The following is a 22,531-nucleotide window of genomic DNA, read 5'->3' as shown; positions in this document are numbered from 1 at the left end:
ACGGGGGGCGTTACCGGTGACACAGGCTTCACTGGCGCTACCGGCGTTACCAGCGTTACAGGGGGCATTACCGGCGCTACAGGCCTCACTGGCAATACAGGCTTTACCGGCGCTACAGGGGTTGTCACAGGAGCGACTGGGGCAGCAGGATTATCCAGTGACTTTGCCAATGCCACTATCGACAGCGGCACTCCTACTGTTAATGGGAATTCCCCGGTTCCCTTCAACACCATTATTCCTACAGGTGGAAGTAACAATATATCACTTGATACCACAACAGGAATATTCACTTTGGCTGGCGGTCATATTTATCTAGCCATCTATTCTGTAGGGTCCGAGCGGGATAAGTCCTTTCAGTTCGCTAGAGGTGTGTTTCCGGGTCCTCCAGATACAGTGATACCAGGAACTCTGACACTAGCAACAAGCGGCTCCGACGCTAATCACACTTCGACTACGGTTATTGATCTTATGACAGTCTCTTCAATTACACTAGCAGTCCTGAATGCTCAAAGTTCAGCTGCTATTGTTAATGGTGCCAGATGCCAGGTGACGATTGTGACACTAAGATAATGAACGATTAAATCATGAAGGAGGGTTTTATTTGTCAACACCTAATATTCCAAATATAACACCATCGATCACATTGACGAGGGATGATGCCGTTAACCTGTTATTCTCTTCAATCGCTATGGAAGAACTCGGTTTGGCTCACATTCTCAATGCAGAGGGAGAGAAGATCCAGTATGCTCTGGGCACGCTGCCGGGACTCAGCGGTCCGCCAGCTACTGTTGCCCAGTTGCTGCAGCTGGGCAACAACGTACGCTCCATGCTGAATACGACCTCCAAGCATGAAATGATGCTGGATTCTGTTTTAAGCACTGCCTCGAATCTTAAAATTGTAATTGGAGCGACGGGGCCAACAGGAACCACGGGTGCTGCTGGCGGCGTATTAAGTATCAACGGCCAAACTGGAACAATTGTGCTTGATCCTGAGGACATAGGGGCTCTGCCTTTAACCCAGGAGCTGTCTACTTCCAACCTGGACTCGTTCACAGAAGCCGGTGTCTATAGCTCCGCTGATCCTAATGGAGGAGATCCTGACAACGGTCCGCCGCTTGTAGCTCATCCCCCGGTCTGGACCTTATATGTCTCCAAGGTGGGAGAATACGTTCAGCAGCTCTATATCTCTAACCCCGTCCTCTATTATCGCAGCAGCCAGGATGCGGGAGCGAACTGGACACCCTGGCAAGAGATCGGGCAGCAAGGCTTCACCGGACCGAAAGGCGCTACTGGCGCAGGCCTTACGGGTGTAACTGGGATTACCGGAGACACGGGAATTGAGGGGCAGACCGGTGCGACCGGACTAACCGGTGTTACTGGAGCCACCGGCGTCACCGGGCCGACGGACATCATTGGGCCAACCGGTCTCACAGGATCAACGGGGATAACAGGCGTGACGGGCGTAGAAATAATGGGCGTCACTGGCGCGACCGGCCTCACCGGAGAGACGGGTGCCACCGGAGAGACCGGCCTCACCGGAGAGACGGGCATGACTGGAGCAACCGGGCTTACCGGATCCACCGGCATCACCGGAGAGACCGGCGTTACCGGGCCCACTGGGATTACAGGGCCAACAGGGGTTACCGGACCGACCGGGCTTACCGGACCAACGGGCATTACCGGGCCGACGGGCATTACTGGGCCAACGGGCGTCACCGGACCCACCGGGGTTACCGGACCGACCGGGGACACAGGTCCTACCGGCGTTACTGGACCCACAGGCGTCACTGGACCGGACGGCGTCACCGGATCGACTGGCGTTACGGGCCCCACTGGGGTTACCGGGGCCACCGGCGACACGGGACCCACTGGTGCAACGGGAAATACAGGGATAACAGGGCCGACGGGTGTCACCGGGCCAACAGGCGTCACCGGACCCACTGGCACCACCGGACCGGACGGCGTTACCGGACCCACCGGCGTTACCGGACCCACCGGCGACACGGGTTCCACCGGCGTCACTGGACCGACCGGCGTTACCGGACCGACCGGAGACACTGGACCAACAGGCGTCACTGGACCGAACGGCATCACCGGAGCGACCGGGAACACCGGACCGACAGGCATTACCGGGCCCACGGGGGATACCGGACCTACGGGCACTACCGGGGCGACCGGCGTTACCGGACCTACAGGGGACACCGGGCCGACCGGCGTCACTGGACCGACCGGCATCTCAGGGCCGACCGGGGACACGGGTCCCACCGGTGTTACCGGACCCACCGGCGTTACCGGGCCCGCAGGGGTTACCGGACCAACGGGGGTTACCGGATCGACCGGCGTTACCGGACCGACCGGCGTTACCGGGCCAACAGGATTTACCGGGCCGGCAAATGACTACCTCTATGCTAATATAACCGCCGACCCGTCTCCAACTGTTGGCCCTAATGCAGCTGTTCCGTTCGACGCTTATGTTGGAACAAGCAATAATATTGCACTTGCCGCAGGAACCTTTACTTTACAAGCCGGGCACGCCTACCTGGCTATTTACACGGTAGGAGCCGGTAATAATAACTCCTTCCGCTTTGCAAGGGGTGTAGCTCCTGGCGCTCCAAATACTCTCGTTCCGGGCACTCTTACGTCAGCATCCAATAATACAAATGTCAATCACACGACAAGTGCCATTATTGATCTTCGCGGTGAGACAACTGCTGCTACTTTGGAGGTTCAAAATGTTGGAGGGGGAAGTATAACAGTTGTCTCTGCCAGATGCGGAGTTACGATAAATACGTTGACATAACGATATACTGATCATCAAATCATGAAGGAGGGTTTCATTTGTCTACGCCTAATATTCCCAACATCTCTCCAACGATCACATTAACAAGAGATAATGTCGTTAACATGTTGTTCTCTTCCATCGCTATGGAAGAGCTCGGTTTGGCCCACATTATTAATGCGGAAGGGGAGAAAATCCAGTTTGCTCTAGGCACACTGCCAGGAATAAGCGGTCCGAACGCCACTCTGGAACAGGTGCTGGAGGTGAATAACAGTACTCAAGCCATGCTGAATACCATCATCCGCCAGGAAATGATGCTGGACTCAAAATTACAGACCGCCTCTGGTATTCCAACGATAACAGGACCGACTGGACTGACTGGAGCTACTGGACTTCCAGGAGCCGTCACCAGTGTCAACACCCAGATCGGAGCCGTTGTAATTGATGCCGAGGACATAGGCGCTCTACCTTTAAGCGAGGAAACGTCTGAGTCTGATCTAGACTCATTCACCGAAGCCGGTGTCTACAGCTCCGATAATCCCAATGGAGGAGATCCTCATCACGGTCCGCCGCTTGTAGCTCACCCCGCAGTCTGGACCTTGTACGTCTCCAAGGTTGGAGAGTATATTCAGCAGCTCTATATCTCTAATCCTGTCCTCTATTACCGTAGCAGTCAGGATGACGGAGAGCACTGGACAGACTGGCAAGAGATTGGGCAACGCGGCTCCACTGGCCCCCAGGGTGCTACTGGTGACAGCATTACTGGTCCAACAGGGACGACGGGCGTCACCGGGCCAACCGGCACCACCGGGCCCACAGGGTTCACCGGGGCTTCGGGCGTCACCGGGCCGACTGGAACCACCGGGCCCACAGGGTTCACCGGACCTACTGGAGTTACAGGGCCGACAGGCGTCACCGGAACCACGGGGGCTACCGGAGCTACTGGCGTTACCGGACCCACCGGCGTCACCGGACCCACCGGCGTTACCGGGCCCACCGGCGACACAGGAAATACAGGGGTAACAGGACCGACGGGCGTCACGGGGCCCACGGGCGTCACGGGGCCCACCGGCACCACCGGGCCGACGGGAACCACCGGACCCACCGGCGTCACCGGGCCCACCCGCGTCACGGGGCCTACCGGCACCACAGGGCCCACCGGCGTCACCGGACCGACGGGCGTCACCGGACCCACCGGCGTCACCGGGCCGACGGGAACCACAGGGCCCACTGGTGTCACCGGACCCACTGGTGTCACCGGGCCGACGGGAACCACCGGGCCCACTGGCGTCACCGGGCCCACTGGTGTCACCGGGCCCACTGGTACCACCGGACCCACTGGCGTCACAGGGCCCACCGGCGTCACCGGACCCACCGGCGTCACTGGACCCACCGGCGTCACCGGGCCGACGGGAACCACCGGACCCACCGGCGTCACCGGGCCCACCGGCACCACCGGGCCGACGGGAACCACCGGACCAACTGGTGTCACTGGACCTACCGGCGTCACCGGGCCGACGGGAACCACCGGACCCACTGGCGTCACTGGACCTACCGGCGTTACCGGACCCACCGGTGTCACCGGACCGACGGGCGTCACCGGGCCGACAGGCATCACTGGACCCACTGGCGTCACCGGACCCACCGGCGTCACCGGGCCCACCGGCACCACCGGGCCGACAGGCGTCACCGGGCCAACTGGCGTCACCGGACCCACGGGTACTACTGGGCCAACAGGCACCACCGGACCCACTGGTGTCACCGGACCCGCCGGCGTCACCGGACCCACCGGTGTCACCGGACCCACCGGAGTGACAGGACCAACTGGGGTGACAGGTGTATCAGGTGAACCTCTTAACGCTGTGTATGCTACTATATCGGTTACCGGTCTGACTGCCGAGCCTCAAGGTCCGGTGCCGTTTGATACTCTTAATGGAACAAGCGACACAGTAACACTTACACCACCTGGAACCATTAATTTAACCGCTGGGCACTCTTATCTAGTCATATATTCTGTAGGAGGTACTCCTGATAACAGATACCAACTTTCGATTGGTACTTTCCCTGATCCCCCAACGAATTTTGTTAAGGGAACATTATCTTTATCCACTAACTCCTCAAATGTCAATCACACTGCAAATGCGATTATTGATCTTATCGGAGGAGTAAATACTACCATGCAGGTCCAAAATATGTTAGGTACTCCTGTAATTATTACTACCCCAAACAGATGCGAAGTGACCATCATTACTTTAATTTAAAATTAGCTATAAACAAGGCAGCGATTCTCCCAAACCGGAGAATCGCTGCCTTTATTCCATTAGATCTTGTTCTTCCGCAGCCGAATGCCCTTAATCCGAATTCCTGGACCCCCATGCAGTGAAGGATAGGGTACGGCTGCATGCTTGCTGCGGACATGCTGAACGATCCAGTCCCCCAGCGCAATCAGCGCTACAATCAGCAGGCTGATGTAGAAGCCCGGGCGGCTCAGCTTATGGAACAAGGTTCCGGTGACCGCCACCAGAATCAGTATCAGTCCGCTCCAGCGCTTCACTGCGCCCAGCGTACTCGGCTTCAGCAGCCTGCCCGAGGAGAGCAGAATGAAGGCCCAGTTATAGAGAATCATCAGTCCGGCAGCGGTGGTGATGTATTCATACACCTTCCCCGGCAACCATAAGGACATCATAATGGCACCGCTCAGACCGGCGGCAATCAGGCACAGCGCGAAGAACGGGTACTTCTCCTTCCATTTCTTCGAGAACATCTTAGGGGCATCCCCCTCCTGGGCCAGCGTAAGCATCATTGAGGTGATTGCGTACAGCGAGGCAGTCATAGTAGAGAAGCCGGCAATGATCAGCACGCCATTGAACAGATGCGGCACGAAGGCCAGATGTTCGCTGCGCAAGGCCAGCACGAAGGGACTTTCCTTCGGGTTAAAAGCGCTCAGCGGTACCATAATTACCGCAAGTCCAATAGACAGGATATACACGGACGCCAGTCCCACCAGCATCACCTTCCCTGCCTTCGGGGCATCCTCCGGATTCTTGAGCCTGTAAGACATAATCCCCAGCACCTCAATGCCCCCATAGGCATAAAAGGCAAAAATAAACGCAGAACAAAGCCCGATACCTCCCGCAGGAAAGAACCCCTTATAACCCTGCGGCAGCTTCGGGGTGTACTTGCCGCCGCCAATCCAGCCTGCCAGCAGCGCCGCCGCCAGCGCCAGGAACATCAGAATGGCCGCCATCTTGATGACGGCCAGCACATTCTCCACCCGGTCGAAGCCTGTATTCCCGAAGAATACAATCCCCAGTCCAACCGCCGCGAACCCGGCCGCGAACACCCACATGGGTACGGCCGGGAACCAAAAGCGCGAGAATATGGATAATGCGGTGAGCTGGCTGCCCATAATCAGCAGCTCCGAGAACCAATACAGCCAACCGCTGCCGAAGCCGGCCCAATTCCCGAACGCTTGCTTCGCATAGGAGCGGAAGGAGCCTTGTTCAGGCTGCTCCGCCGTCATCCGGGCCAGGGCATCGAATACAACATAAGTCCCCGCCGCAGCTAACAGATATACCAGCAGCACCGCCGGTCCGCCGATTGTGATTGCCAGCCCCGAGCCGAGGAAATACCCGGTTCCAATCGTCCCCGCAATCCCAAGCAGGCTTAGCTGCCACCATTTCAATTTCTTATCTTCTTCAGTTGTACCGGAAGCTTGCTTCATGAATTCCGTCCTCACCGCTTTCAGAATGGTAGATAACTCTCCAGTTCTAGAATTCCCTGAGGGACGGGAAACATGAATTTCATTTGATCTGTCATTGACTCAGAGCGGAGTTGAAGGTCCACTTCGTCTCATACGGGTAGTTGCTGTACGTACCGATGCTTTCGGAAATTGATCCGGTCGATCCCCAGACGGAGAACCGGACAGCTCTCTTAGAATGGTGTTTGTTCACATAGCACGAACGGAGAATATGGTATTTAGTTATACGCGTATCAATTGATCATAACCGTTCTTTATGCTCTGGAGCGACGTGTAACGGGGCAGGTAGCCTATTTGGGTGGCTCTGTGGTTAAGAGAATAATAGTTAGTCTTAGAGCCGGTTATGGAGTTATAGGAAGGATTATCTTGTATTTCATACTTAAGCCCGTAGGAACCTGCGAAGTAATCCAGAATCTCAAACTTCGCCGCAGGCTTTAGTGAAAATACATCATATACATTATTCCGTACATCTTCCTTCATACACAGCTTGATGAGCTGGAGCAAATCCCAGGGGTGCACATAGTCTCTAACGATGTTGTCCGATGAGGTGTGCAGAATCTCTCCCTTTCTAAGGTGATCAATGATATCTGTCAGCAAATACCGTGAATCCAGATCAATAAACTCGCTAAAAAAACCAAATATCCGTAGATCCACAATGCGGTACTGGCCCAGACTTCTGTGCTTGGCCTCCATGTTCAGCTTGGTGATCCCGTAAAATTCCTGAGCGGATAGATGGTTGGGATCAAGCTTGAGCCACTTCCCGTCTGTAGCAGGCTGGTCGAAGTCAGACCCGTATACCGCCCCGCTGCTTAGATTGATATATATGGCAGCCGGATTCTCATGCAGATATTCCAGAATCAGCTTGTCGTAATGCTCGGTAATCTCAAAGACCTTGAACGGATGCTGAATGAGGTCACGCGGATCTCCGATCCCCACCCCATTGATAATCACATCATAGTCCGCCGTAAGTTCGAATTGACTGTACTCACAGAGCCGGGCATGTTTCTGAAGCTGCTTTTCCTCCAGGAAAAGGGCCATTCTGTCTCTGAACCGTGAGAATAAATACAGCTCATACTCCTGTGAAGCAGCTAGACCGAGAATCAGGTTCCTCGCAATGTGCCCAGTGGCTCCCAGTATAGCAATCTTATTTGGTGTGGGACTCTTCACAGCCGCCTCGCCGAGATTTCCCGCAGCTTCATCAGCCCATCTTCATAGTAATCTTCATTTGCGTAGTATTCTGTATAATAATCTTCATAATTCGAGATGTCACTTGAGTATCCATATCTCACAATAATATCGTACAATGGAATAATCACCCCGTACACACGCTTCTTCTTCTCCTCACGAATCGTCTCACTTTTCAGAGTCCGGCCTTCATAATGCAGAAACACATCCAGCGCACTCTTAATTACCATTCTACCTACGTTATATCCCTCTGGCGCAACCCCTGCAAAATAATATAATTTTTGGTTTATTATACAAAACTTAGGGTCCAAAGCAAGAATATCATATAGCCAATACATATGAATGATCCCCGTGGAAGCATACTTCGTTGTATCCTCAATCTGACTCCAAAGTGAGCGTTTCATCGTATTCATGGTCATGTGCACCGCATCATTACTTGTATGTGTCAGGAATAGATCACTGCCCTCCATGGTAACTACTTGCCCATCCGTATCCAACTGATTCGTGTGAAACAGCGCACAATCAAGGTTGTTGAGCACAATCCCTATGAAATCAATCAGCGCCCCATCAAGCCAGTAATCATCGTCTCCATTCAATTTAATAAAGCTCCCTCTCGCCAGTGAGGAGACATGAGCCATATTGAGATCGAACCCTATGTTCTGTTCATTCCGGCTATAACGAAAGCTGGAGAATAACTTGGTATATGACTCACCGACCTCCTGTGTAGTATCCTGCGAGTGATTATCCGTGACTACCACTTCCACCAGGTCCTCATCACAAATTTGACTATAAATGGATTGAAGATTATTGTTCAGATGATGAGCACGATTATAGGTCGGAATGACTATCGACAACAGGGGATGCTCCCGGCGGCGTTCAAGTGCAGCTTTTGTTTCTTCCTCACCGTGCACGATAACCCATTCGAGTGTTTCAGGAATGAACACTTTGGTAACGACAGCGGGATTGCCGGAGACCGTGCAGAAGCTTGGAACATCCTCAACAACTACACTATTAAGCTCAACAATACTGAATTTTCCAATATTTACATTTCCGGCAATTACGCTATGTGCGCGAAGGACACATCCATCCCCCACCTCCAGCGTTTCCGGGCTATTCATCTCTTCTGAAGTGCTTACCCAACTTGGAAAACCCGGTCTAACCGTCCGGTCTGATATAATGACATAAGGTTCAATCTGCACATTCCGGCCTATGTGGACTTTATGGTTACTGTTAACATGAAAACCTGCTCCAATACTGCAACCGTCCTTAATTGTCAAACTAGGAGCATTGCCTGAATCCGCTCCCTTGATCCTCCAGTGATAACCCGCCTGCACATTTACATGGTTGCCTATAGAAACACAGGAGGGATTGGATACATAACCATTCTCCGCCAATACCGATTGTGATCCACAACTGAAATAGCTCCCTTGTTCAGGGTTCGGTACATCCATTATATTAACCCCTTTCAATTTCAAACTACGCCTCTGCTTCCCAAAAAACGCCTAACACCTCTTTTGATTAATATTCACGCACGACTTTTTTATACATAAAAAACAATTGGTTACAGCTTCTGTTCACACTCTGGGAAACCATAAATCCCAGTAAGGCTGGTACTCCGGCCATAATAATGTAGTGTCTGGCTCTAATCCACGGTAGTGACGCATGTATCCGGCCAGGTACGAAAAGGAGTTCCCGTGCGGACCCAGAAAGTGAGGAGCATTCAGGCAGACCAGCCAATCCACCAACGCCTGCTCTTCCAGAGACAGGGCTTGAAATTCCTCCCAAAGTCCCGAAGATCGCCGCAGAATTTCTTTTTTACTAAGCAGAACCGTATCTGGGAATCTTTCCGTCAGCTCTTTGGAAGCCCTTCTGAGAACCTCTTCCTTCACACCGGTTGCTATATATACTGCCGACATTGCAGGGAACTGAGCCAAGTGGCCGGCTGCCAGATGCACATACTGCTGTGCGTAATTATCAAGACTTATGTTCATGGCCTCTTGGCCATACAATATATCTCCTTCGATACGTAATTGCATAGCAGCCCATTTGGGGTAATGGGACATAGAGCCGATGATCGTGTGGGCTAATTCCAACGGCTTGGCGGCAAAAGGAAATGAAGCAGCTATCCAGATCCCCGTGTTAAGGGCCTCCTCTGGAGTCATGGTGCTGATAGGGAAACGGGAGCATCTAACCGCCAGTTCAGACAATGATTCTGCATCTCTCATTCGTAGGAGTGACACACTTCGGGAGGCCAGGACTGACTGGAATTGATCTACCTCTATGAAAGCATCAATAGATAAAGGTGAAAAAAAAGGTTCGTTGGTCAGATTAATAAAGTTGCGTGTTTGACCATCAGCAAGGATAATACAGGCCGATTCGCCCCGTTCAATGCACAGGAATGCTTCCGATACTGCCCGGTAAAGAGCCATCAGCTGATTACAGAGCCCCTCCATCCCATGCACATGATTCTGGAAATATTTCATCTACTCACCTCTATTGTTGTATTGCATAATAATTAAATTATTCTTTGCAAAGGCAATATATGCAGAAGCCGGACCGAACTACAGAAAAGCGGTGTTCCACTGCATTCAGCAGATGGACACCGCTTCTTCGTTGGTGATCTCCCTCTGGGCTAGGAGAGATTTACTCAGGATGACCCATCTCTGACGCGAGGTCGATTAGCATGATTCTTTTCAATTCGTCCCTGTCCAGATACGGATACATATCCTCAATAGGCCTATTTACAACCAGCTTGGGATAGACGTCGGTTGTTCTGTCCACCTTAACCTCAATAAATGCCGGTCCCTTAGTACTTAAGAACTGTTCAAGCTGATGAATATCATCCGTGTTATTCATTTGAAAGGCCGGAATGGTATAAGCTTTAACAATATCGATAAATGAAGGATTAGGATTTACTGTAGACTGTTTCCTGCCCTCAAAATACAAATTCTGGAACTGCCTCACCATTCCCAGAGAGCTATTATTCATAACCACTATTTTAATGGGCAGATGCAGCCGGACAACCGTATCTAATTCCTGTATGTTCAATTGAAAGCCACCGTCTCCCGCAATGACGAGAGTCTCGTCCCCTGTTGCTAAGCAAGCTCCGATGGCTGCCGGCAAGGCGAATCCCATCGCCCCCATCCCGCCGGAATTGAGTAGTCTTTGGTTCCCGGACAATAAGAATGACTGCGATGCCCACATCTGATGCTGTCCCACATCCAGGCAGATTGCCTTGAACTTCGCAGATCTGGAGGACAATAGCCCCATGAAGCGGTTAGGTTCAATTTCATTGGCACTCGGAGTGAAAGAATACGTAGGATATTGCCCTTTGAGACCGGCAATATATGCTAACCACTCAGTGATATCCGGCGGGTGATACCCGGTTAGTGCAGAATCCATCCGTTCCAGGAATACCTTCAGATCAGACTTGATGGCAAGTGTTGCTGCAACCTTGCTGTTAAGCTCATTATGATCAATATCCACGTGTATCATTTGGGCCCCACGCCCAAAGGTATCCGGTCTGGTTCCGGTCTGCCTGCTGTCGAGTCTTGAACCGAAGATGAGCAACAGGTCACAATTAGCAAGAATCAGATTGCTGTACCGGTTACCATAGGATCCTATCAGACCTGTATACAGCGGATGATCATGCGAGATCACATCAAGCCCCATTAATGATGTAACTATGGGTATTCCTGTCTTGCCAATGAATCGGGACAGTGCTGCTGCAGAATTACCGGCTCTTACACCACCGCCCGCTAAGATCAGCGGTCTCTTGGCTGCACCTAGCATCTTAATAACATCTTCAATGACAGAATCGCTTACGTCCCCTGAATCTTTCATAAGCGCTTTGTACTCTTTGCTATTGTAGAAGCTATTCAGAGTCTCAGGCTCAACCTGTGCCCGTTGAAGATTCATCGGAATGTCTAATAAGACTGGCCCTGGCCGGCCATGCTGAGTCAGAACTATTGCCTTCTCCAGCTCATACCTGATCTGATCCGGCTCTGTAACCATGACAGCATATTTAGTCAACGGCTTCGCTACGCTGACAATATCGGTTTCTTGAAACCCTATTTGTCTTACTTGCCGCTCAAATTTATATTCGTAAGTGTTCACTTGTCCCGTGATAAACAAACAAGGAACTGAATCGAAGTAACAACTGCCTATTCCGGTAAGCAAATTCAATGCCCCCGGTCCACTTGTGGCCATAACCACACCGAGCTTCCCGTTCATCCTGGCATAAGCTTCAGCCGCAAAAGCACCTGCTTGTTCATGGCGAACCGAAACACATTCGATATCATTTCTAACCGAAACGGAATCAAGTAGATGGACAATGGCTCCGCCTATAAATTCAAAGACATGCGATATGCCTTGTTGCTTAAGATAATCTATTACATAATCAGATACCTTCAAGCACACTCACTCCTTACATTAATGGTCTTGAATCAGATATACCTCAGTTCGCAGTAAGGGATTCTTCGGCTATGCTTGATAAGTATTGTCCATACGCCAGCTTGTGCAGCGGCTTGGCCAGCTCCAGAAGCTGTTCCCTGGTGATATACCCCTTGTTAAAAGCAATTTCTTCTATACAAGCTACATACAGCCCCTGCCGCTTCTGGATAGTCTCGACCAGATTGGCCGCCTCCAGGAGCGATTCGGGCGTTCCGGTGTCCAGCCAGGCCATTCCCCGGCCGAAGCGTTCCACGTGTAGTTGTCCTCTTCTCAGATACTCTATGTTAACATCGGTAATCTCGATTTCGCCGCGCCGCGAGGGCTTGATGTGTCTGGCTATCTCCACTACCTGCCGGTCGTAGAAGTACAAGCCCGGCACCGCATAGTGGGACCGGGGATACAGCGGCTTCTCCTCCAGTGCAACCGCCTTGCCCGAGCTGTCGAATTCGACAACACCGTAAGCAGACGGATTCTGTACCCGGCAGCCGAATATTGTGGCACCTTCCTGACGCGAAACAGCCTTCTCCAGAATGGCGCCGAAGCTCTGCCCATAAAATATATTATCGCCCAGAATCATACACACCTGATCCGTGCCGATGAATTCTTCGCCGATAAGGAACGCCTCCGCGAGTCCGCGCGGCTGCTCCTGAACCGCATATTGCAGCGATAGCCCCAATTGTTCACCGTTACCAAGCAAATCCTGGAACAGCCGGATATCCCGCCCGGTGGAGATCAGCAGAATGTCCCGGATGCCCGCCAGCATCAGGACAGACAGCGGATAATAGATCATCGGCTTGTCATACACCGGTAGAATCTGCTTCGAGATCGACTTCGTCAGCGGATGCAGCCTCGTCCCCGAGCCGCCTGCCAGAATGATTCCCTTCATAATTGTCCACACTCCCTACTCCCCTTGGTTTTGGGCTAAACTCTCTCTAAACGGCTCTGCGACTCATATCTTCCACTGGATACGGAATTGTAGAATACTGGAGTGTCTGCATTGCATCAGGCGTGAGCAGCATACCTGAGATATTTATGGTGGGGATCAAATCCATTTTCAAATCGATTGTCTCTTCCTGCGTGTTGAAACGGTACAGCGTAATTCCTACTCCGTAGTAAATATAACGGCCGTCCGGTGAAGCGGCATAGGTAGCAAAGAAGGGGTTTCTTGGAAGATTGGTGGTGTCCCACATCGGGACGGATTTAATCACACCATTAACTGCGTCAAAAATTTTAAGTGCCCCGTTACCGACAAAATAGACCTTGGATGCCCACGCAAAAGCACCTTCCTGCTCCACCTGTTCCGCGTAAAGATAGCCGTTCTCCGGTCGGGCCGGACCCTTTAGCCCCCCACCGAAGAACCCCGGGTAGCCCGCGCCCCCCGCGGATTGGCCTTAATGTGTCTGAGGCTGTGCTGCTGCGATTTGAAGTGTCTCAGCCAGATGGACTGCCGGTCCCGGCATTCCCAGCGGAAGAGACATAAGGTTCGACATCACTTCACCACTCCTTTTTCAACTTCAAGGCATTGATACGGCTTGCATGACTTCTCTCACTTGTCCAACCGATATGAATTGAAGAACAACTCCATGGTTCCCCCAACCATAAGAGTTGCTCTCGGGATAACTAATGCAGCACAGGACTTCTCGTTTATTTGCTCTGCGTCTTGTATCTTCCGTTGGAGAGGGAATAGCCCAGCGGCGAGTTGTTAGCTTCGGGCGGAAGATCGAAGGTTCGGACTGTCAGATCCTCCACACTTATCGAGTAGTTATTCTGGGTTCCGGTAAGGACAACAAAACGGCTGTCCCAGGTAAATATGAGCCCGCCCTCGATGCCTAAATCCAACATTGGAATGTACCGTGAAGTTAACTCGCTGGTCGAGAACAGCATCAGCTCACTAATTCCCGCGATACAGATCCACTGCTCATCCGGCGATAGAACCATAGCGTATGGTTGGTCCGGACCCGGGTAAATGCCCAATTGGGTGTATCCTAGATAACGGGCTATCCCTGTCACATTGTCTTGTGATAATCCGCTGCCCATTACATATACCTCACCATTCTCCAATTGAAGTATGCCAGATGTTATAGCAGCATTTCCACCAGCAGAAGCCTCTTGAGAAGAATCACCAATAATTAAAGGAGTATAATAGTATTGATATCTATTTGGAGTTAGCAAAACCTGCTTACTGTCAGGTGTAACTACCAGCGGGTTGGAGTCGGAGGGGTCCGCTGCCGGTGGACTGAGATAAGTAAAGAAAGGTCCTGTAAGCAAATCCGTTGCAATCTCATAGGCATACACCTGGCCCGTGTTGATAGTCTGGCCTGTGTAGATATAGAAGAAAGCATAACGGCTGTCAGGAGAAGCGGCAGAGAAACGGACGCTGGAGCTCAAAGACAAGATTCGGACCGTTGCCCTATTCACAAGATCATAGATCTGAACCCGGGGATTGGTAAGATCTGAGATAAAGAGATACCTCTGATCAGGCGTCAACAGCAGGTCGGAAGCGACCATGCCTCCTGTCAAGTCAAGTTCCCAATCCACAGTTAGTGTATCTATGTTGAACTGATATAGTCTATCCTTCACCGCATAGTAAATATAACGGCCATCCATTGAAGCGACATTGGCACCAAATCCGACATAGATGCTGTCGTACATAGGGACGGGTGCTGATAGACCCTCTACAGCGTCGAAAATCTGAACTGCACCTGCAGCGAGATAATAGACCGTTCTGTCCCTGACATAGGGCCGCTCTTTTTCCGACGCTTCCGCCAATAAATACCGGTTCTCCACCCTTAAGTCGAAACCATCTGGCACAGGCTGATCTATCTTTACTTGTACAGAATACGCCCCGAGACCACCAGCGTTATAATGAGTTAGACTGAACGGGCAGTCCACACTCGCCCGCTCCCCGCCCGGGAAGCTGTCAGAGCTCTGCTGAATAGAATAGAAAGAGAAGTCTTGGAGGATGGTGTCGTTGAAGAGTACATTGATAACAATGGGAACCCGCGTGGCGGTCAAATACGGCTGAAAAGTAACCAGAACATTCCCCTGTAATACGACATTCGGTCCACCCTCAAAGACCACTTGAGGTAAGGTCAGAACAGTCTGAAAGTCATAAGTCAAGCCTAATGGATCGGCACTATATTGATACTGGGGAGGAAGCAACGGCTCTCCAGTAGCACCTGCAGCTCCTGTCAAACCTACCGGGCCGGTTGGGCCTTTATCCCCCGTACCTGTCGCTCCCCGGTCGCCCGTTAATCCTGTGAGGCCCCTGGCCCCAGTGGTCCCCTTGCGGCCTCCGCCTGTAGCCCCGGTTACAGCAGCCCCGGTCGCCCCACGGTCGCCAGCTCCAGTCTGCCCCGTCGGGCCGGTCGGACCGGCAGCCCCGGCAGCACCGCCGGTCCCTCCGGTAGCATCGGCTCCGGTAGTACCCGTGTCTCCGGTGGGACCGGTCGGGCCGTACCCTGTCGGTCCCACCGGCCCCTTTAGCCCCCCCCCACCGAGGAACCCCGGGTAGCCCGTGACCCCCGTTAGACCGGTCGGACCGGTCGGACCGGTAATGCCGGTATCCGCTCTGATTGTGGCTACCGAGGCAATACCGGCAACGGCTCTCCCTATCAGGGGATTGGCCTTAATGTTGCTATAGCTGACCACCCTGGCTTGGATGCTATAAGCATACGTTCCCGGATTTCCCGGATGGTTGACTGTAACCTGTAGCGTTCTGGCCGCTTCCTCTGTACCGTTATCGGACAGCGTAACCAATTGGGTCTGAACAGGATGTCCGGAGAGCGTGGTCTCCAGTTCAATCCCCATCTGGGATGGCCCGGCTGTGAGGCTTTGGAAGACGAGCGGGATATGGAAAGTAACCTGCGTCTGAGGCTGTGCTGCTGCGATTTGAAGTGTCTCAGCCAGATGGACTGCCGGTCCCGGCATTCCCAGCGGAAGAAACGTAAGGTTTGACATCACTTCACCACTCCTTTATATTTTCCGGTCTTCATGTATTATCGGGAAGTACAGTTGCGGTTAAGGTACCCAAAGCTGTTACTAACCACTGATCAGATATATCGGCCGTTACCATCAGAACAAGTTTCATCTCTGTCGGCGACCCACTATACATAGCAACGAATGGGATAAACTGACTTAAATTAATACCTTGTGTCCCACTGGAATCACTATATTGATAGTAGATCGTCCCATCACTATCGGTGAGGACGAAATATATCTTTATACCCTTGTTAGGTATCTGAGCCTGTGGGCCATTCCACCGGAGCTGCACACCGCCGGCAATTTGGCAGCGTCCCGTTTCCGGGGAACTCGCCGGTAGTGTTACAACAATAACAGGCCCATTGAACTGAGTTGGTTGTAAAATAACTGAATTAATTGCGTAGGTTAATGTTGGAATGTAGGAGCCGTCTGCTGGAGATCCTGTAGGTCCCCTGGCCCCGGCGGGTCCCATGTCTCCCGGCTCATTCCCTGATCCGGCCGGACCGGGGTCACCTGGCACTCCAGTCCAGCCAGTGAGTCCTGTATTGCCTGTAGCTCCAATCCCCGTAGCTCCAGTGGCTCCCACTCCGTTCGTTCCCGTAGGGCCGGTAATGCTTCCGCCTGTTATTCCTGTCGCACCCTTCGGTCCGGGAGATCCTCCAATGTATGCGGTCGCTCCGGTTGCTCCGGTCGGGCCTGTTAGTCCGGTAGCTCCGGAGAGTGACGGACCTGGATCTCCCGGATACCCTGGCAGTCCTTGTGAACCCGTTGGCCCGGTTAGACCCGTAAGACCAGTTTGACCTTTGGCACCTATAGGACCGGCCAATATGATCGGCCCGGGTCCGGTCTGCAGCAGCGGCGACCCCACCCGGATATCGGAAGCGATATTCTGGTCATGAAGCCCCTTCAGCCTCAGTTCATAGCGGTGAACCCCTGCTGACAGCTGATCCCTGAATCTTATGATTGCTTCTGTCTGGACCAGCCCCGTTGTAGAGGTCTGCGATTCAACCGATACGGCACCCGCTGTAATACGCGATTTGTCTCTCCACAGCTCATAATCCAGATGCAGGTGGTATTCCCCCGGACTGAGGATATCCAGCAACAGGGGGACAGCCAACCGCAAATCTGCGTTAGCAATCTGCTGTTCCACATCCGTCCGTATTCCCGTAAGGGCCAGCATATTGCCGCTTCCCAGAAGAAGCGACGAATAGATCTCCGTCACGTAAGTTCATCTCCTTATACCTAAGATACGTTTCTTTTCTATTCCAATAATCGGTTTGTATAAGGTCAGTTTCCATCCAGGAACACTTTTGCCGTTGCATTGAACGATGTATAGGCGATGGATGTGTTAAGAGATATTGTATAGACCTGAACTGTCAGCGTATACACATTCTGTCCAACCGGCGGATTAGGGTCAATACTAAAGAATGCTAACCCATCGCTGGACGGAGTGGAACTTTCTATATCACTGTAACTGTACTGTAATACCCAGAACTGGGGACTACCCACAGGTTGGCCGTTCCGATGGACTTGATAGTATAAAGCATTCCGGAACTCACGATCCGGAGGGTTCCCATAGCTGATCTGAAGCGTCCCCTCGATCATTACACAGCGGTCAGCCGCATCAATCTGCACCGGCGGAAGCTGGCCAACAAGCACTCCTTCACTTGGGCTGTTCGATAGTAAGGTGTCACTCACGACCACTGGCAACGATCGGCTTGGTCCAGGCGCGCCTGTAGCTCCTGTCGGACCAGTTGGTCCGGTAATGGATGATCCAGGACCGGTCTGTCCGGTCACTCCCTTGGCTCCAGTCGCTCCTGTGGGCCCGGCTGGACCAGCACCGGTCGGACCTGTCCGGCCGATTCCTGTGGCCCCGGTCAGGCCGATAATACCTGGCCCGGTGACCCCTGTATTTCCGGTTTCACCGGTTTCGCTCCCTAAGTTAATCACGATACCAGACGCTCCTACAGCGCCCCTCATCCCTTTCGTTCCGGTAATACCAGTACCGCCTAGTTGCCCAGTTGGCCCCCGGGTCCCCGTAGCACCTTTCAATCCCCGATTACCGGGGTGCCCTGTTTCTCCTGTTGGACCCGTGGGACCAACTTCTTCGGCTGCCACGGAGTAACCTTGGACGGAAACGGCTGGGACACCAAGCAGCGGGTTCCCCTGGATATTCTGATACGACAGAACCCTCAGCTCCAGTTCAAACTGCTGTTCCCCTTGGTCAAATCTTCCTGTAACACTTGCATTTACATCAGTAGACAGGGAATCGCCAGCGGTATTGGCGTTGCCTATATACGGATCATTAAAGGTATGAAGGACCTGACCGTCTTTCAGAATCGTTAATCCGATAATTAAGTGATAACTGCCGGGCACTGCCGGCCTGAACGACAGAGGTACGCTGAAATCTATTTGGGACAAGGGATGGCTAATTTCAAAAAATACAGGACTATTCAGCCTGATTGCCGCTCCCGGACTTCCCAGTTGAACCGGAATCAATGATGACATGTCGACACAACCCTTCTTTCTCTTTCAATTTGCTTACCTCCCGCTGATTGACAACTGCCCAACTACACCTCCAGTACTATTGTATGCTGAAGCCGGATTGTCCAAGTCCAGTATCAATGAAGGAATCCTATACATCCTTCTGGTCCGGCAGCATGGAATATTCTATGCTGCTCCATCCATTAAGTATGGGATAATGCTGACAGAAGCTCCAAAGAGGCGAATCACCGGATGTTCTCCCGAATCTTAACATAGCAAGGCACCGAGTTTTGGCTTCTCGGTGCCTTGCTTTTCTTAATACAAGGGAATTAATTAATTCTGATTAGTTGGATGTTGGCAGAGAGATTCGCACTTTCCCCGATAGGCTCCCCGGTGGTGTTATTGTATAAGGCTACACCTCGCACCGCGGTTGCGTCTGTCTGTATAATGCCTCCGCCTGACACGGCTGCAATACCGTCATTGTCTATAGAAGAGGTTGCTGACCCTCCAGTGACAGCGGCTCCCACCGTTCCTGCTGCATCCGTGTAATATAATTGGAAGACCATCGGACCTGCAGGAGAGGGATTCTGGCCACTTACATAGAATTGTACGAAAATTGTTGCATTTGCAGGTAAAGCAAAGTATGAGGTGTTATTTATAATCTCTCCATCTGACGGTCCCGGATCATCCCATAGGATAGGACTATCTGGTCCTACACCCAACTCAGTGGTTGAAGAAGAAGCATAATCCGCGAAGAATGCAATACCGGTCAGCCCCGTCATCCCAGTCATACCCGTCATTCCCGTCATTCCGGTAGCACCGGTCTCTCCAGTTAGACCCGTAAGGCCGGTAGCACCGGTCTCCCCGGTTAGACCTGTAAGTCCCGTAACGCCAGTCAATCCAGTCAATCCGGTAAGACCCGTCATTCCGGTTGCTCCGCTAGCGCCGGTCCCTCCAGTCAGCCCAGTTACTCCGGTCAATCCCGTCGCCCCGGTCATTCCAGTCTCTCCGGTCAACCCAGTGTTACCGACTGCACCTTCTGGACCTTGAGCACCTTGATCACCTTGAGCTCCTTGAGGTCCTTGAGGTCCTCCAGGATTACCCGTTACTCCGGTTGGACCGGTTGGACCCGCCATGATGGAAGCGCTGAGTACCGTCTCCAGTTTGTTGGTCAGAATGAATTCCTTTTTGACAATATCGCGCATCATATTCCTTACACTATCATTCATGGCCAGCACATCACCAATGGTAGCTTCAGGAGCTGTAATTCCCGGTAGAGTACCCAGAATATACTGCAGCTTCTCTCCTTCCGCATTGATAATATGACTGAGTCCCAATTCTTCCATTGCTATGGAGGACAGCAACAGGTTGACGGCATCATCCCTGGTAAGATTTATCGTTGGGGTGATATTAGGCAAGTTCGCCTGAGACATGGAATCAACTCCTCTGTATTAAGTTGGGTTAGAGCAATTTGATAATCGAAATCGTTCCTGCTATACCGTTTAGACCGCCTGCGCCGGTGTTGATCAACGTTAATGCATTAGGATTCGGAGTAGTTTCTGTTGGAAAGACGCTGCCGCCCGACACCATGTTTACCGCTGCAGGAATAGCAGAGGAACTTTCGCTTCCGGGAATGCCATTTCCGTTAAGCGACAGCGATAGTGTCATTCCCTGTCCGGCAGCAGAAGTTGCGGTTGCCGAATAGTGGACATAGTATATCGCCGGCTCATTTACCCCTCCCACATCATTATTAAGCAAATTAAAGGATCCTCCAGTCCCAAGGCCGATACTCGTACCCAATATTATACCTGGACTAGTAAAAACTACCGGATCACCAGCATCCGCAGTCCCTGCCTCGACATAGTACAGCAGTCGGTCTGCTGCAGATACACCGCCAGCGCCGGTCCAGCCGGTCACACCGGTTAGACCGGTCAATCCGGTTAGACCGGTCAATCCCGTTTCTCCCGTCAGACCTGTGGCACCGGTTAGACCTGTAACTCCGGTTAGACCTGTTAGACCTGTAGCTCCTGTCTCTCCTGTAAGTCCGGTCATACCTGTAGCCCCAGTTAACCCTGTTGCACCTGTAAGTCCCGTAGCCCCTGTCTCTCCTGTAAAACCGGTTAAGCCTGTAACTCCGGCAAATCCGGTACTCCCCGTTTCCCCCTTATCTCCGGTCTCTCCTATTTCACCTACCAGACCTCGTGGACCTATTGGACCTTCGTCTGGACCTGTTTGACCAGGTGCTCCTGTAGCGCCGTAATCAACTGGCACCGACAGCAGACTCTCTAATTGACTGGTCTGCAACCATGCGCTTTTGAGGGTTTCTCCCAACAGATTCCTTATGCTCGATGTAATGTCCATAAGATTGGATAAGTTGACCACCGGAGCGGTTACTCCCGGAAGAGTTCCCAGCACATACTGCAGTTTCTCCCCTTCTGCATTGATAACGTGACTAAGTCCTAATTCTTCCATAGCAATTGCCGACAACATCATGTTAACAGCGTCGTTTCTGGTGAGAGAAATGGTTGGTGTAATGTTCGGCAGATTGGCTTGTGACAAATCAATCCTCTCCTTTCTTGTTTAGAATAGTCCATCATATGTCGCTCACAGCAAATGGTTCGTTAATTCATCCAAGCTATGTAAAGAATACATAAACGTCCTGCTCAGCTCCCACCTTCAGATACAAATTAAGGCCAGCCCTGATTTCGGCTGGCCTTAATAGAACGGAATTACAATGATTGCTTAAGTCACGCCAGTCTCAGCCAAGCATAATAATTGTGACTTTTGCCGCAAAAATGCCATAAGATAAACCTCGGATATCGTTAGTCACAGCAGTATCCTTAAACAAAAGTGCCAACTGAATTGTTGTTTGTTCGGTAGCCAACAATATATAGGTGCCTTGTAAGGATGAAACATTATTGTTAATTGGAGCCGCAATTTGGGTGTCATACGCTATTGAACCGCCTATAATAAGTTCCAGACCAGCCGATCTGGTAGGGGTGGACTGAACAGTAGCTTGATAGATAATCAGGTAATTCCCGGCTTGAACCACAAATTCATCAGTGTCTTCACTATCCGGCCCAATAGCAACACCATTACTTGAACTAGCAAGATAACTGAAATGAGGAATTGGAAAGTCATCTGTGTCTGCTACAATTAATGTTTGATTGGAAACAAATTGAGCATAATTCTGAGACAAGTAGCCAGTTGGACCTACAATACCAACACCCGTTACTCCGGTTGCTCCGGTAAGACCCGTTGCTCCGGTTGCTCCGGTAAGACCCGTTGCTCCGGTTGCTCCAGTAAGACCCGTCGATCCGGTTGCTCCGGTAAGACCCGTCGATCCGGTCGATCCCGTGAATCCTGTCGATCCAGTCTCTCCCGTGAATCCCGTTGCTCCGGTCGATCCCGTGAATCCCGTAGGTCCCGTATCACCTTGATAGCCACGTGGACCTGGAGCTCCGGGTAAACCTTGACTCCCTTGAGGTCCTCTTGTTCCTGTAGAACCCGTAAGACCTGTCGATCCAGTTAGCCCTGTCGCTCCCGTTCTTCCCGTGAGACCCGTCGCTCCCGTTTCTCCCGCTCCGGTAAGTCCTGTCGCCCCGGTTTCTCCCGTGAGGCCTGTTGCTCCCGTTTCACCAGTAAGACCTGTTGCTCCCGTTTCTCCCGCTCCGGTAAGTCCTGTCGACCCGGTCTGACCTGTAAGACCCGTCGCTCCCGTTTCCCCAGTGAGTCCCGTCGCTCCCGTTTCCCCAGTGAGCCCTGTCGCTCCCGTTTCTCCCGTGAGTCCTGTCGCTCCCGTTTCTCCTGTCAGTCCTGTCGCCCCGGTTTCGCCGGTGAGGCCTGTTGCTCCCGTTTCTCCTGTCAGTCCTGTCGCCCCGGTTTCTCCA

The 22,531-nt window shown here is 52.2% G+C and carries 14 protein-coding genes and 2 pseudogenes; 3 read left to right on the top strand and 13 right to left on the bottom strand.

Features of this window, described 5'->3' with window-relative positions; translation table 11 throughout:
• The 3 genes and pseudogenes from MKY86_RS34115 to MKY86_RS34105 all read left to right on the top strand — a co-directional run.
• Positions 1-570: pseudogene (locus MKY86_RS34115) on the top strand (hypothetical protein); the annotation flags it as partial.
• Between the two features lie 31 nt (positions 571-601).
• Positions 602-2,800, top strand: a complete 2,199-nt coding sequence (locus MKY86_RS34110; RefSeq protein ID WP_076084131.1) for a hypothetical protein — start codon at positions 602-604, stop codon at positions 2,798-2,800.
• Between the two features lie 38 nt (positions 2,801-2,838).
• Positions 2,839-5,040 (top strand): pyocin knob domain-containing protein, encoded by a 2,202-nt coding sequence (locus tag MKY86_RS34105; RefSeq protein ID WP_340827447.1) that lies wholly within the window; start codon positions 2,839-2,841, stop codon positions 5,038-5,040.
• Positions 5,041-5,099: 59 nt separating this feature from the next.
• Here the strand turns inward: MKY86_RS34105 and MKY86_RS34100 are convergent, their stop codons facing one another.
• The 13 genes and pseudogenes from MKY86_RS34100 to MKY86_RS34040 form a co-directional block, all read right to left on the bottom strand.
• Complete coding sequence (locus MKY86_RS34100) at positions 5,100-6,503, bottom strand: amino acid permease (RefSeq protein ID WP_076084128.1); 1,404 nt, start codon at positions 6,501-6,503, stop codon at positions 5,100-5,102.
• A gap of 258 nt (positions 6,504-6,761) precedes the next feature.
• On the bottom strand, positions 6,762-7,706 hold the full coding sequence (locus MKY86_RS34095) for an NAD-dependent epimerase/dehydratase family protein (RefSeq protein ID WP_076084125.1): 945 nt from the start codon (positions 7,704-7,706) through the stop codon (positions 6,762-6,764).
• Positions 7,703-9,175: a glycosyltransferase gene (locus tag MKY86_RS34090; protein ID WP_083685655.1), complete on the bottom strand. Its 1,473-nt coding sequence runs from the start codon at positions 9,173-9,175 to the stop codon at positions 7,703-7,705. The genes MKY86_RS34095 and MKY86_RS34090 overlap by 4 nt, the downstream gene beginning before the upstream one ends.
• Before the next feature lie 123 nt (positions 9,176-9,298).
• Entirely contained in the window at positions 9,299-10,207 is a 909-nt protein-coding gene (locus MKY86_RS34085; RefSeq protein ID WP_076084119.1) for a hypothetical protein, read from the bottom strand.
• A gap of 160 nt (positions 10,208-10,367) precedes the next feature.
• On the bottom strand, positions 10,368-12,143 hold the full coding sequence (locus MKY86_RS34080; RefSeq protein ID WP_340827976.1) for a thiamine pyrophosphate-binding protein: 1,776 nt from the start codon (positions 12,141-12,143) through the stop codon (positions 10,368-10,370).
• A 37-nt stretch (positions 12,144-12,180) separates the two neighbouring features.
• A complete protein-coding gene (gene rfbA / locus MKY86_RS34075; RefSeq protein ID WP_076084192.1) occupies positions 12,181-13,062 on the bottom strand; it encodes a glucose-1-phosphate thymidylyltransferase RfbA in 882 nt (293 codons plus the stop codon).
• 46 nt (positions 13,063-13,108) lie between these two features.
• On the bottom strand, positions 13,109-13,471 hold the full coding sequence (locus tag MKY86_RS34070) for a hypothetical protein (protein ID WP_076084113.1): 363 nt from the start codon (positions 13,469-13,471) through the stop codon (positions 13,109-13,111).
• A gap of 349 nt (positions 13,472-13,820) precedes the next feature.
• The gene (locus tag MKY86_RS34275; protein ID WP_445669906.1) at positions 13,821-16,136 is read right to left on the bottom strand and encodes a hypothetical protein; all 2,316 of its coding nucleotides are present in this window, start codon (positions 16,134-16,136) and stop codon (positions 13,821-13,823) included.
• Between the two features lie 31 nt (positions 16,137-16,167).
• Positions 16,168-17,379 (bottom strand): collagen-like protein, encoded by a 1,212-nt coding sequence (locus tag MKY86_RS34060; RefSeq protein WP_076086886.1) that lies wholly within the window; start codon positions 17,377-17,379, stop codon positions 16,168-16,170.
• 65 nt (positions 17,380-17,444) lie between these two features.
• The gene (locus MKY86_RS34055; RefSeq protein ID WP_076086889.1) at positions 17,445-18,665 is read right to left on the bottom strand and encodes a collagen-like protein; all 1,221 of its coding nucleotides are present in this window, start codon (positions 18,663-18,665) and stop codon (positions 17,445-17,447) included.
• Between the two features lie 305 nt (positions 18,666-18,970).
• Positions 18,971-20,074 carry a collagen-like protein gene (locus MKY86_RS34050; protein ID WP_076086892.1) on the bottom strand — a complete coding sequence of 368 codons (1,104 nt, stop codon included), beginning with the start codon at positions 20,072-20,074 and terminating at the stop codon, positions 18,971-18,973.
• 28 nt (positions 20,075-20,102) lie between these two features.
• Complete coding sequence (locus tag MKY86_RS34045; protein ID WP_340827454.1) at positions 20,103-21,200, bottom strand: collagen-like triple helix repeat-containing protein; 1,098 nt, start codon at positions 21,198-21,200, stop codon at positions 20,103-20,105.
• 199 nt (positions 21,201-21,399) lie between these two features.
• A pseudogene (locus tag MKY86_RS34040) lies at positions 21,400-22,531 on the bottom strand (Gly-Xaa-Xaa repeat protein); the annotation flags it as partial.

Source organism: Paenibacillus sp. FSL R7-0333 (genome assembly GCF_038000365.1).
GTDB lineage: Bacteria > Bacillota > Bacilli > Paenibacillales > Paenibacillaceae > Paenibacillus_AQ > Paenibacillus_AQ silagei.
The sequence above is the reverse complement of the archived record's forward strand: the minus strand, read 5'-3'. Positions and strand labels throughout refer to the sequence as shown.

Coding starts and splice junctions, on each gene's coding strand:
- MKY86_RS34100 (WP_076084128.1), bottom strand. CDS start 6,503: ATGAAGCAAGCTTCCGGTACAACTGAAGAAGATAAGAAATTGAAATGG.
- MKY86_RS34090 (WP_083685655.1), bottom strand. CDS start 9,175: ATGGATGTACCGAACCCTGAACAAGGGAGCTATTTCAGTTGTGGATCA.
- MKY86_RS34085 (WP_076084119.1), bottom strand. CDS start 10,207: ATGAAATATTTCCAGAATCATGTGCATGGGATGGAGGGGCTCTGTAAT.
- rfbA (WP_076084192.1), bottom strand. CDS start 13,062: ATGAAGGGAATCATTCTGGCAGGCGGCTCGGGGACGAGGCTGCATCCG.
- MKY86_RS34275 (WP_445669906.1), bottom strand. CDS start 16,136: ATGTCAAACCTTACGTTTCTTCCGCTGGGAATGCCGGGACCGGCAGTC.
- MKY86_RS34055 (WP_076086889.1), bottom strand. CDS start 18,665: ATGTCATCATTGATTCCGGTTCAACTGGGAAGTCCGGGAGCGGCAATC.
- MKY86_RS34050 (WP_076086892.1), bottom strand. CDS start 20,074: ATGTCTCAGGCGAACTTGCCTAATATCACCCCAACGATAAATCTTACC.